At 45.5% G+C, this 11,947-nt stretch carries 9 protein-coding genes; 6 read left to right on the top strand and 3 right to left on the bottom strand.

Annotated features, from left to right (window positions below; all coding sequences use genetic code 11):
- The first annotated feature begins 235 nt into the window (after positions 1-235).
- Positions 236-733 carry a hypothetical protein gene (locus tag QUB63_RS26945; protein ID WP_332948425.1) on the top strand — a complete coding sequence of 166 codons (498 nt, stop codon included), beginning with the start codon at positions 236-238 and terminating at the stop codon, positions 731-733.
- A gap of 63 nt (positions 734-796) precedes the next feature.
- Here the strand turns inward: QUB63_RS26945 and QUB63_RS26940 are convergent, their stop codons facing one another.
- From QUB63_RS26940 to QUB63_RS26930, 3 genes are all read right to left on the bottom strand, one after another.
- On the bottom strand, positions 797-1,162 hold the full coding sequence (locus QUB63_RS26940) for a response regulator transcription factor (RefSeq protein ID WP_039886668.1): 366 nt from the start codon (positions 1,160-1,162) through the stop codon (positions 797-799).
- 322 nt (positions 1,163-1,484) lie between these two features.
- On the bottom strand, positions 1,485-3,830 hold the full coding sequence (locus tag QUB63_RS26935) for a GumC family protein (RefSeq protein ID WP_332948424.1): 2,346 nt from the start codon (positions 3,828-3,830) through the stop codon (positions 1,485-1,487).
- 136 nt (positions 3,831-3,966) lie between these two features.
- Complete coding sequence (locus QUB63_RS26930; protein WP_332948423.1) at positions 3,967-5,448, bottom strand: polysaccharide biosynthesis/export family protein; 1,482 nt, start codon at positions 5,446-5,448, stop codon at positions 3,967-3,969.
- Between the two features lie 314 nt (positions 5,449-5,762).
- Here QUB63_RS26930 and QUB63_RS26925 point away from each other — a divergent pair, with 314 nt between their 5' ends.
- The 5 genes from QUB63_RS26925 (at position 5,763) to QUB63_RS26905 (ending at position 11,919) form a co-directional block, all read left to right on the top strand.
- Complete coding sequence (locus tag QUB63_RS26925; protein WP_332948422.1) at positions 5,763-7,181, top strand: O-antigen ligase family protein; 1,419 nt, start codon at positions 5,763-5,765, stop codon at positions 7,179-7,181.
- 119 nt (positions 7,182-7,300) lie between these two features.
- Positions 7,301-8,635: a flippase gene (locus QUB63_RS26920; RefSeq protein WP_332948421.1), complete on the top strand. Its 1,335-nt coding sequence runs from the start codon at positions 7,301-7,303 to the stop codon at positions 8,633-8,635.
- Positions 8,632-9,855: a hypothetical protein gene (locus tag QUB63_RS26915; protein ID WP_332948420.1), complete on the top strand. Its 1,224-nt coding sequence runs from the start codon at positions 8,632-8,634 to the stop codon at positions 9,853-9,855. Before QUB63_RS26920 ends, QUB63_RS26915 begins: the two co-directional genes overlap by 4 nt.
- Positions 9,856-9,912: 57 nt before the next feature.
- Positions 9,913-10,974 carry a hypothetical protein gene (locus QUB63_RS26910; protein WP_332948419.1) on the top strand — a complete coding sequence of 354 codons (1,062 nt, stop codon included), beginning with the start codon at positions 9,913-9,915 and terminating at the stop codon, positions 10,972-10,974.
- An 18-nt stretch (positions 10,975-10,992) separates the two neighbouring features.
- Positions 10,993-11,919: a glycosyltransferase family 2 protein gene (locus QUB63_RS26905; RefSeq protein ID WP_332948418.1), complete on the top strand. Its 927-nt coding sequence runs from the start codon at positions 10,993-10,995 to the stop codon at positions 11,917-11,919.
- The last annotated feature ends 28 nt before the right edge of the window (positions 11,920-11,947 follow it).

The raw sequence follows: 11,947 nt of genomic DNA, 5'->3' as shown, positions 1-11,947 counted from the left end.
AATTGGTAATTGGTAATTGGTAATTGGTAATTGGTAATTGGTAATTGGTAATTGGTAATTGGTAATTGGTAATTGGTTATTAGAAAAATGACTAACAAGTAACCACTAACTATTACCCATTACCCTATGCCCTCTCTGCCCTCTCTGCCCTGTTTGGCCTCTCTGCCCTGTTTGGCCGATACCCGATATTAGTTTGTGTTAATATGCTAAGATATCCAAAAACCCCGGTAATTTGGTGGACAAACTTCAGACAGACATAGAGGCAATTTGCTCTGAGATTGAGGCGTTGCGACGAGAACGCCAGCAGCTCAGCATTGGCGCTGCGGCGCCAGTCGGTGATTCGCCCCAAGCGATCGCTGATGCTTACCGCCGTCACGCGAGAGAAACAGCAGAAGTGTCGGCAGAAGTCAAGGGGATTGATGATGCGATCGCGGCTCTGTCAGCTCAACTGAATCAGAAACAGCAGCAATCGGTAAACTTGCAAAGAATGAGTCCGATGGAGCAGCAAGTTGAAGAGGGAAGAGAGCTCGCTCGCGGACACGCGGAACGGATTAACGAACTGGCGGCCCAATTGGCGGGGGAAGTGAAGGAACTTAAAGCCATTGCCGACCAAATTAGCCCCAGCTACTGGCAGGTTTATTACAAGCCTTTTATTACCGGTTTTAAAAGTATTTCTGTTCCCTACGTGCGATCGGACGGGGATGTGTGGACTATTGTCAATCGAGTAGTTTAGAGAGGCTGCGGGAGCAGAAATTAGAAGCATTCAAGACATTTTTTCTGTCCCTCTTCCTCTAATTCAACCGCGCAGCAGTTGCTTAATCGTACCCACCAATTCTTGTGGGTGAAATGGCTTGGCGATGTAAGCGTCTGCTCCTTGTTTCATTCCCCAGTAGCGATCGAACTCTTCGCTTTTGCTCGAACACATTACCACGGGCAAATTCTGAGTTTTGGGGTCGCTTTTGAGCCGGCGACAGACTTCGTAGCCGTTCATCCGGGGCATCACGATATCCAGAACCACTAAATCCGGGCGGTTGGCTTTGATTTGCTCTAGAGCTTCTACGCCATCACTAGCTACCGTGACGTTGAGCCCCCTACCTTTGAGCAAGTCGGCGATCATCTCCCGCAGAGTGACGCTATCGTCAACAACCATAACTGTACTCATAGAATAATCCCTACCAAGTTTCTGGGTTGAAACGTTCACATTAACGTTTGCATTAACGTTCACCTTCAAAGGTGTCTTTGCCCGATCGAGATTGCGCTCTGCTAGATGTAGTTTACCCACTTTTGCTGATTTCCCAATCATTTTTGAAGAATTATCGCGAAATAATAAAGATCCGCGCAATCTCGGTTGACACCCGAGGCTATGTCCGTTAGTCTATCATTTTCTTTCTCAAATGGTACGTTTGTCAAAAAATGACGGTGCTGCTTGGTTGTACACTTGGGGCCGAGTACGGCGGCGCGCCGCCGCCTGCATCAAAATTTGTCTAATTATGATTTTTCGTACCTAAAGTTGAGAGTTTTTGGTCGTAGAGGGTCTCTAAACCGACCGGGCGCTGCCGGTAGCTGTGGCGGTCGTTTTTGCAGCCGTTAGCCACGATTCCCAAGACGGAAGCTCCAGAAATTTTTAATTCTTCTAAAACTTTGCGAACTTGCGATCGGTCTGTTTTGGCAATTTGCACGACCATAATCGTAGCGTCGGTGTGAGCTGCGATCAAGTGAGCGTCTGCCAAGCCTGCTAGTGGCGGGGTGTCATAAATCACTAAGTCAAAAAATGCTTGAAACTGCTCCATCAGATACTGCATTTTTTTGGAAGAAAGCAGCTTGATCGGATCGGGGGGAATTTGGCCGGCGGTAAGTACGAACAAATTGTCTTGGTTGGGGGCTCGCTGAATCGCGTCGTTAAGGCTGATATCTGTGGAGATGGCATCGCCCAGGCCGCGCACGTTCGGCAGTCCTAGCTTAGCGTGCAGTTGCGGGCAGCGCAAATCTGCATCTACTAACAATACTCGCTGTCCGACTGCTGCTGCTGTGGCGGCCAGGTGCAAAGCTACTGTAGATTTGCCGTCTCCGGCTACGGCCGAGCCCACTAAGAGCGATCGAATCGCCGTACCTGCACTGAGCAAGTGAATGTTCGTGTAGAGCGATCGAAATGCTTCTAAAAATTGATAGTCCAACTCCCTAAAAATACTTTTCCCCCCGAGCATCCCAGCAGTAGGTGCAGCTTCGACAGGTTCGAGAACTTCCACTTGCGACTTCGACTTCGACGAGCGAGCCGATGTGAGTTTCCTCGGTTTCGCTGGCGGTCTGCGCTTGACTTTTTTGCTAAACGGAATCACCCCGATCACCGGCAATCTTGTGGCTATTCTCAGTGCTTCTGGAGTGTGGAAAACAGTATTTAGCACCTCTACCAGCAAGCCGACTGCTATGCCCAGCAGACCGCTTAAAATTACTGCCAGCACTAACTGTTTTTTGGTTTGTTTGACTGTAGCTGCGATCGGCTTGTTGAATTTGTCTAGCGGAATTTCCGGAGGATTGATCAGCACCCAGGGTATTTGCTGCTGAGCTGCATCAATCCGCAAGGCTTCGCGTTTTGCCAAAAAGTCCGACAAACTCTTAGTAACAACTTGTTGTTCCCGTACTAAATTGTCGTATTGTCTCGTTGTAACTGAAAAATTTCTAATTTTTTGGTATAGAGCCTTTTGCAAAGCAGTCATTTCGCGGTCGCGCGCCTCAACTTCTTTGATTTGGCTGGCCAAATTTCCCATCACCACTTCTTTTGCTTGTTGAGTCGCTGTTAAAACCAGTTCTTCCCGACTTTTTCGCAGTGCTAAAACAGGCAAACTGTCATCTCTGTACTGAGCTAATTTTAGGGATAGGTCTGAGTCTATTTTCTGGATTTGACCTAAGAGTCCGCCGTAAGCTTGTCCTTGGGTCATCAACACGCCAACAGGGTTATTTTGATCCAGTAAATTTTGATAGCTTTGGTAGAGATTTCGCATCCCTTTTAACTGTACTTGGAGTCCTACTTGCTGTCCCCGAATGCTTTGAACTTGTTCTGACAGAGATTTTCCCTCTAGCTGCGGCTCAAACAAGTTGCTCTGCTGCCGCAGTCTTTGGACTTGCAGTTGCAGAACTTCGACTCTTTCTCGGAGCTTGGGCATCTCCATATCTATAAATTTAATGCCTTGATTAATGCCCGTCAGACGCTGCTGCAAGCTGTACTCTAGATAAGCTTTAGAAACCTTATCCAATACGCCGTAAATTTTATTGGGATCTGAATCTTTGTAGCGAACTTCTAAAATTTTTGTCCCTTGCTGTTTGCCATCTTTTCCGTAGCTGATCCGGGTGATCGACAGTTTTGACATCAGTTCGCTGTAGGTCAGGTTAGAATACCAACCTCGCAATTCCTGAAGCACTGGCTGCATCATTTTGGGACTGCGCAAAATCCTAATTTGGGTTTCGTAATCTACTAAGCTAATTCCTTCTATATTAATTTTTGCTAAGTCGGCCGCGACGGTGTTGTCTAATTGTTTGGATAGCAAACCTTCAGCGGTGGCTGGTTCTACTAACAGGGAAAAGGAGCCTTCATACTCGATCGTTATCCGTTTAGAAGCGGTGACGATCGCAGTTCCTGCAAGGGCGCTCAAAGCAATGGTGGCTGCTGCCATGACTAGGATACGGCGGCGCAGGACTCCTAACAGCCAGGACAAGTCTAGCTTTTCTTCCTCTGTCTCCTCGACGAACCTATCTCTGTAGTTCTGAGCCGAGAAATCTGGCAGTTTGCCATTAGATTTGGGTGTGAAGGGTTGGTAATCTTGTCTGCTATCCATATTCAGCCTGGGTATTTTTGAGGTTTATATTTGTGATGTTGATATTTTTGAAGCTGCCACGCCGCGACCCAAGAAATCCTATTGTTTAATTTATTCTAGCCTTTGCCAGGAATTATCCACCTCACCAGCAACGTTCTTACCTGAATAAACTTCGGAGAACGTTTATAAAATTTAACACTCCGGTAGCTGGCCCGACAGGCCCGACTACAGCGTTCATGCGGTCTATGAAGTTGACGAGACCGCTGCGGGATACGATAATCATGTCGTTGTTGCGAAGTTGAGGATTGACTTCTTCGTTAATGCCTTGAGTTAAATCGACTTCGATCGTCCGTTTAGTAGCTGTACCGTCCTGATTGAGGCGGACTAGCTCAACTTTATTCCTTCTAGCTCTGGTATTCTCGTAGCCAAAAAATCCTCGCGAAATTAAAGCTTGATTCAGGGTGGCATTGGCTGGCAGCCTTAGGGGATCGAGGGATGTTCTGATTTCTCCTACTACAAAAACGTTGATGCCGGGGGGAGAAAAGTTAGTGTTAGCCAGCAGGCCTGCTTCTGCGGGGTTGACGATAGTTGCTTTGGGAACGACGATCGTGTCTCCCTGCTGCAGGATGGTATCTTGGGCGCCGTCGCCGGACTCTAGGAATTGCCACAGGTTGACTGGAATAATTTGTTCGCCTCTTCTGGTGATGCGGCGCACTTGAATTTGGCGGATGTCGGCTTCGGAGGTAATTCCGCCTGCAAGCTGAATGGCGCGGATGACGGTGGGGAAGCCTTCTCGGCTGAGGTCGCTGTTGGTGTTGCCGCCGATGACGACGTAAGCGCCCGGGCGGGTGACTTGGCCGACGATGGAGATCGATCGAGGTTTTTCGGGCGGCGGCGAAAAGTTGGCGGTCGCGAATTGGCGCGCTTCTGCTTGGTTGAAGTTCGCGACGGTGGGGATCACAATTGTGTCTCTGTCTTGCAAAATGATATCTTGGGAGATGTCCCCTTCTTGCAAGAATTTCCACAGGTTGACGCTGAGCACTTGGTCGGGGCCGTCGGGTTGGGGACGGCGCACGCGGATGTTGCGGATGTCGGCGACGCCAGTGACGCCTTCTGCGAGTCTGATGGCTTGGGTGACAGTTGGGTACTGCACGCTGGGCGTGACGCCCGGGCCGGGAGTGAGGGTGATCGTGAAGTTTCCGGGCCTGGTGACTTCTCCGATGACGCCGACGTTGAGGGGGCGGGCGGCGACGAGGCTGACTGTGACTATCGGGTCTTTGAGGATGCGGCGGTAGGCGTTGCGGATGATGGTAGTGGCTTCTACTAAGGTGCGGCCGCGGACGGAGATCAGACCGATCAGCGGCAGGTTGACAGAACCGTCTGAGAGGACTTCGTAGCCGCGGGTGAGTTCGGGTACTTCGAGTATTTCTACTTGGATGCGATCGCCACCGCCGAGTTTGTAGCTTTCGGGCGCTCTTCTAACGCCCGCAGGCGGTGTGGTGACAGCGCCCGGACGCAATGGCAGTTGCGCCGCTGCACCCGGAGCGAAGCCCAGGGAAATACTCGCTCCGGCTAAAGTCCACAAGGTCAAACTCAAGACGGGCGCGGTTATTTGTTTGGGAAAATCAGCGTTAACCACAGGCTACCTATTTTATTTGAGGCTCATTCACCAGTTTAATCGCTCATCATTGAAATGCGATATCTAGCGCAGATACAAAGAAAAAAAATCATCAAATTTTCTTCCCCTCCCCTCCGGGCACTTACGTAGAAGGCAGAATTAAACAAATCCTCGCTATTGGCGAACCCCTCTCCTCATACCCAACCACCAGACAAGTTAGATCCGCAGCAGCTTGCATAGAAGGCTAAAGGGCGACAACTGCCTCGGTTTATTGTTATTTTGGTGGAATTAGCCCGCTGCTAAATTGATATTTTTCTCAGAGAGGGTAGATATTTATGGCGAGAATGATTAAGGAACTAATTTTCAGCAATAATTTGTTGCTGATTATATTGGGTGTCAGTGGATTGATAATCACTCTGTTCATATTTCAGATAGCCAGCAAAAAAAAATTCGGTGTTACTTTTGAAAAATGGTTTGCTGTTTTGTACATTTTCATATCTCCTCACGTCAATGTACCTCCTTTTAATTACCTGCATTTTATCAATCTTACTCAAACTAATGGCGCTGCTATCAATCAGCTTCCTTTTGTATTTTATCCCTGGATATTATTTGTTTTGTGTGGAAGATTTATATTTTTTTTCAAACATCAGTTTGTAGAAGGATTGTCATTTTTAGTGCTGAGAAATCCTGGTTTTTCCCTGTATTGTTTGCTACCAATAACATCGACACTCTGGTCGCTAGTTCCTGATATTACGCTGAAAGCGGGGATGGCATTTACAGGTTTTACGGTTGTGGGTTTTTATGTAGGTGCGCGATATGAGTGGCACGAACTATCAGGCTTGGTGCGATGGGGCTATACCTCGATCGGTATAGTTAGTTTTTTGCGGCACCCGAATGTGGGACGGGAATTTGCAGGAATTACCAGTCACAAAAATTCTCTGGGCAGCATCATGGTGGTGAGTACAGCACTTTGGTACCTGCACTATTCCCAAGGTGCTAAAACTCAGAAAGAACGCTGGATAGCTCTCTTATTCATGTTGTTTTCATTTTATTTGGTGAGAGCTACTAGCTCAGGGGGTTCTCTAGTTAATAGTTTGATGCTCATAGTTATAGTATCATCCTTGAGTTTTTTGAGCAAGTTAAAGTTTCAATGGGCATTTACTTGTATTGTCGGCTTTACGGTCTTCGGTATCATAGGTAGCGTTTATATAATAGACAATTTAGAGTCCATTGTTGTCGGAGGTTTGGGAAAGGATTTGACTTTGACAGGACGCACGGAGTTCTGGCCCCAATTAATCGCGGCCGCCAATCAGCGTCCTTGGTTTGGCTATGGATTTGAGGGATTTTTTCAACAAGAGTTACTAGGTAAGGAAACCCCAGCTTATTTTATATATACTACGAATGGATTTCAACCTAAAACTGCTCATAATGGGGCTATAGCAGTCTTGCTCTCTTTCGGCTATCCGGGACTGATACTAATCTTAGTTTCTGTGTTGACTAATCTGATTTTTGCCGTCCGGCAACTGAGCCGCAGCCCGCTATCTCAAGCGGGAATACCGATTATTTACTTAGTTTTTATTATTTTGAACAACCTAACTGAAGGTTCTCTAGGTGATATTGGGGATGTGTGGCTTGCCTACGTGTTAATAACAGTTAGACTCAGTATCGATAGTAGCAAATCTCCATCCAGCAACCGCCGCATTTACGGAGGCGATTTGGTGCCGCGATCGCCATCGGGATTGAATCCAGATTAACTTGCAGAAGTTAAAAATCGATCGACTTATGATATACTATATTAATGAGTCTGGTTTTTGATTAATTCCCCAGCGCTCAAAAAGTATATTTACTTCTGACAGGGACTGAAAACTTTCTGATGTTAGATAAGCTAAATGCGGTCAGTCAAAAGCTCGGCCCCGGCCTCCGCCAGGTACTCGGCAACCTGGCTTGGCTGTTGACCGACCAAATTTTGCAGATGGCTCTGGGTCTGCTGGTGGGCGTGTGGGTAGCACGATATCTGGGCCCGGAACAATTTGGCTTAATCAATTATGCGATCGCCTTTGTTTCCCTGTTTGCCTCGGTGGCAACAATGGGATTGGGTACTCTGGTAGTGCGCGATATTGCTCGCAATCCCGACTGCAAAGAAGAGACTCTAGGGACTGCTTTTGCCATACAATTAGCAGGCGGAATCATCACTTTACTGCTAACGGTGACAGTGATTTCGATACAGAATCCCAACGACAGCTTAACTCGTTGGCTGGTGGGTATCATCGCCGCCGGAACTATTTTTCAGTCCTTTGAAACAATAAATTTTTGGTTTCAATCTCAAGTTCAATCTAAATATACAGTTGTTGCTAAAAATTTCGTATCGTTACTGGTTGCAGGACTCAGAATCGGATTAATTCAACTCAAAGCACCGCTGATTGCTTTTGCTTGGATCAGGTTGGGAGAGGTAGCATTAGCCGGATTGGCGATCGCCATTGTCTACCAAAGCAAGGGAAATGATTTCAAGCTGTGGCGAGTCAGTTGGCAGCGAGGCAAAGAATTGCTTCAGGAAAGTTGGCCGCTCGTGCTATCGGGCTTGGCGGTTTTTATTTATTCCAAAATCGATCAGATTATGCTCGGCTCTATAAATAAAACTGAGTTAGGATATTATGCAGTTGCAGTCAAACTCTCGGAAATCTGTGATTTCTTGCCGGTGATTATTGCTTCTTCTATTTTCCCTAAACTCGCACAGTTAAGAGAAAAAAATTATGGCGAATACTTAAAAAACTTTCAGATTTACTCAGATACCATGTTATTTTTGTGGTTGGGAGTGGCAGTACCAATCTCTCTGCTAGCTCCTTTCATAGTCCAGACTCTATACGGCGAGCAATATACAGATTCAGCCAGGGTGTTGTCAATCTACGTTTGGGCTCAATTTGGCAGTAACTTTGGTATCGCTAGAAATACCTATTTTGCCTTAGAAGGTCAACTGCGATACGGTCTTTACTTGACAGTTATTGGCTCAGTTTTTAATATAGTATTGAACTCTCTACTGATTCCTAAATATGGAGCTTTTGGAGCAACGGCGGCAACTTTAATCACTTATTTCTATGTAATTATTTTAGTCAACTTTTTGATTAAAGAACTGAGACCTTTTGGCAATTTAATCCTAAATTCGCTGAATTTATACAAGGCGGCTTCCAGGCTGATAGGATTGATCAAATGATTGAAATTAAACCCAAGCTCCAACATCGATCGCACTGTCCATATTCTGGGCAAATACTCAAACCTGTTAAAGTATTGTGGCAAGGTACCCGCGTCTGTGTTGTGTCTGAGTCTCCAGGAGGCGGCGAAATCATTGACGAGTTGAGAATTGGCCACGCCGCTAAAACTGCTTACAGCATTAACTTAGCTGAAGGAACAACTGTTAGTGATGACAAATATGCGGAAGAATTTTTAGCAAAACCATTGCTCAAATCTCTGCAAAATCCTCAAAACGAACAGCTAGAAATTTCTCAAGAAATCTTCAAATCTTACCAGCGGGTAATCGTATTAAACTGCATTGATTATCTTTACGGACACAGCCTTTTAAAGTTGCTCAACGCACAGAGGCATTTAGAATCTCACCCAGAGTTGGGTTTGATTGTCATCGTCCAAAAATTTATGAGGTGGATGGTTCCCGAAGGAGTGGCAGAAGTCTGGACAGTACCTATATCGCTGAAAAATGGTCAGTCTTACTATCCCAGTTTTGGCGATTTTGTCAGCAAACAGTTAGAACGTTTTGATGAAGTTTACGTCAGTGAAGCCTATTCTCACCCCAGTCAATTTGATATTAGTAAATTTACGGGGGTTCCCAAACACGATTTTGACAAGGAAGAATACAAAATTACTTTTGTTTGGCGGGAAGATCGGCTGTGGTGCAATAATTTGCTTGTGAAACTTTGCCGAAAAATCAACTTGCTGCAAATTCTTTTAAGTATTCAAAATTGGAAGGTGCAGAGGTTGTTTAAGAAAATGCGAAAGTTGCTGCCGCAAGCGGAGTTTGCAGTTGCAGGTTTAGGCAAAAGCACTAGCTTTCCTGAGTGGGTAGAAGATTTCAGGGTGGATAAGTTTGATGAAAAAACAGAGAGGCAAATGTGTGAGGTTTACTCTGAGAGTCGCTTGGTGATAGGCATTCACGGTTCCAATATGTTGCTGCCTTCGGGGCACGCTGGTATGACGATCGATATGATCGAGGAAAGGTGGGGCAATTTTGCTCAAGATATTTTATATCAAGAAACAGATCCCAGACTGTCTTCGTTTCGCTATCGATATCTGCCGCTGGCGACTAGCTTGAGCAACTTAGCGCATATTGGTTCTGAAATGATTCTCAAGCGATCGGATTTCTATTTTCACATGATGGGCGATTCCCTACCCTTCACCGAACCCCTTCGGGGAACGGGATAGCTTCGCTTCACGGCTTTAATTGAATCCACACTTTAAATATAACAGGAGATCTAGGCCATGAATAACAGCGGTTCTGTTTACATAGTTACTGGAATGTGCTGTGATGAAGAAGGTCAGGAAAGTAAATATCCGCAGGGATCGGATGCTAAATCTTCATCGGAGAAATTTCAATTAGTTTACTGGCGATGTGCGGTGGTATATTTTGCTTCCAGCGTGAGAAATAACCCGGAAGCTCAGCATATCTTATTTACGAATGCCGATCGCATTCCAAATATTGAAAGCTTTAACACCGTTGAGTTTTTCGACAAAATCGGAGTTAAAGTTGTCCAGATTCCATTTACCTATCAGCCACCAATTGAATACTACCACGCCTTCAGAAGTACGTTTTTTAAGTTTGACATAATTCAATATTTGAAAAATCATTCTGAGTTAAACGATCGCTGTATCGCTTTAGACTCTGACTGCGTGTGGGTAAACTCCGCCGATCGCATAATTGCCGATATTGAAAAACAAGGTTTGGCAACCTACGATTTGTACGAGCCTGAAGACAAAAAAATCAGCGGTTTAACCAGGCGAGAAATGCAGAAAATTTATGAGGAATTAGGCTATAAAGTAGATGAGCCTCCCAAGTATTTTGGTGCAGAATTTATCGTAGGAAGTGGCAAGCACATTAAAATACTGTCCGACGAAGTAGACTCGATATGGGAGACTTGCTTGCAAAGATTTGCCGAAGGAAAGACAAAATTAAATACAGAAGAGCAGATGCTCACCTACATTTACAATAAGCTGGGATATGCTCGCAGCAGCGGCAATGCTTATTTTAATCGAGTGTGGACATCGCCGATACTTTGTACAGCAACTGAGGCTGATTTCAAAATGGATGTGTGGCATTTGCCTGCAGAAAAAGGCTACGGAATTAAGCGACTGTTTAGCCAAGTGGCTAATCCCCAATCAGATTTTTGGAATGTGCCTCTAGGAGAGCAGTTTACTAAATATGTTGCGGGTTATGTAGGAATACCAAAACGCAATATTCCTAAGATTGTTTTGGATGTATTTGACAATAAAATTTCGGGTCTAAAAAGGAGATTGTCGAAAGTCACAAGTGTTGTCAGCAATTAGCAGAGTGGAGTTGTGTAAATGTTCGATAGACCATTAAAAACCCCCGTCGCGTTTATTATTTTCAAACGTCCTGAAGAAACTCTGAGAGTATTCGCAGAAATCCGCAAAGTCAAGCCGTCTAAATTGTTAGTAGTTGCTGACGGGCCGCGGCCGGACAGACCGGGAGAAGACCGGCAATGCGCTGCTGCTCGCGCGATTATTGAGCAGGTGGATTGGGAATGCGAAGTTTTGCAGAATTATGCTGAGACAAATTTGGGCTGTCGCCAGCGCGTTTCTAGCGGGTTAGATTGGGTGTTTGATACGGTGGAAGAGGCGATTATTATTGAGGATGATTGTTTGCCTGACAGTACATTTTTCTACTTTGCAGAAGAGTTGCTCGAACGCTACCGATACGACGAACGAATTATGTCGATATCTGGACAAAACGTGCAGTTTGGGAAGCAGCGAACTGATTGTAGCTACTACTTTTCTCGCTACACTCACTGCTGGAGTTGGGCGAGTTGGAGGCGAGCTTGGCGACACTACGATTTAGATATGAAGCTGTGGCCGTCGGTTCGAGATGGCAATTATTTGATGGATGTGTTGGGAGATGCTCGTGCTGCCAAAATCTGGACGAAAACTTGTCAGTTGTGTTACGAAAAAGCTATTGATACTTGGGATTTTCAGTGGACATTTGCTAGTTTTATTCAAAATGGTTTGAATATTTTGTCTAATGTCAATTTAGCTGCAAATATCGGACACGGAACGGGGGGAACTCACACGGATGATCTCAACAGTCCCTACAATAATATGCCTGTTGAACCGATCGCCTTTCCTCTAAAACATCCTCCGTTTGTGATTCGGGACGCGCAAGCCGATCGCTTCACTCAGGAGAGTTTATATGATTACGATCCGAAATTTGTCAAGAAAGTCCAGCGAAAAATTAAAAAACTTTTGAGAATTTAATTAACTAACCATGGGTTAAGGATGTTTT

This window comes from Microcoleus sp. ARI1-B5, assembly GCF_036705795.1.
GTDB lineage: Bacteria > Cyanobacteriota > Cyanobacteriia > Cyanobacteriales > Microcoleaceae > Microcoleus.
Note: the sequence above shows the minus strand (reverse complement) of the source record. Positions and strands in the feature narration are given on the sequence as shown.

What these genes read in the sequence shown, in the direction of transcription:
- QUB63_RS26940 (WP_039886668.1), bottom strand. Translation starts at nt 1,162, where the DNA reads ATGAGTACAGTTATGGTTGTTGACGATAGCGTCACTCTGCGGGAGATG.
- QUB63_RS26935 (WP_332948424.1), bottom strand. Translation starts at nt 3,830, where the DNA reads ATGGATAGCAGACAAGATTACCAACCCTTCACACCCAAATCTAATGGC.
- QUB63_RS26925 (WP_332948422.1), top strand. Translation starts at nt 5,763, where the DNA reads ATGGCGAGAATGATTAAGGAACTAATTTTCAGCAATAATTTGTTGCTG.
- QUB63_RS26920 (WP_332948421.1), top strand. Translation starts at nt 7,301, where the DNA reads ATGTTAGATAAGCTAAATGCGGTCAGTCAAAAGCTCGGCCCCGGCCTC.
- QUB63_RS26915 (WP_332948420.1), top strand. Translation starts at nt 8,632, where the DNA reads ATGATTGAAATTAAACCCAAGCTCCAACATCGATCGCACTGTCCATAT.
- QUB63_RS26910 (WP_332948419.1), top strand. Translation starts at nt 9,913, where the DNA reads ATGAATAACAGCGGTTCTGTTTACATAGTTACTGGAATGTGCTGTGAT.
- QUB63_RS26905 (WP_332948418.1), top strand. Translation starts at nt 10,993, where the DNA reads ATGTTCGATAGACCATTAAAAACCCCCGTCGCGTTTATTATTTTCAAA.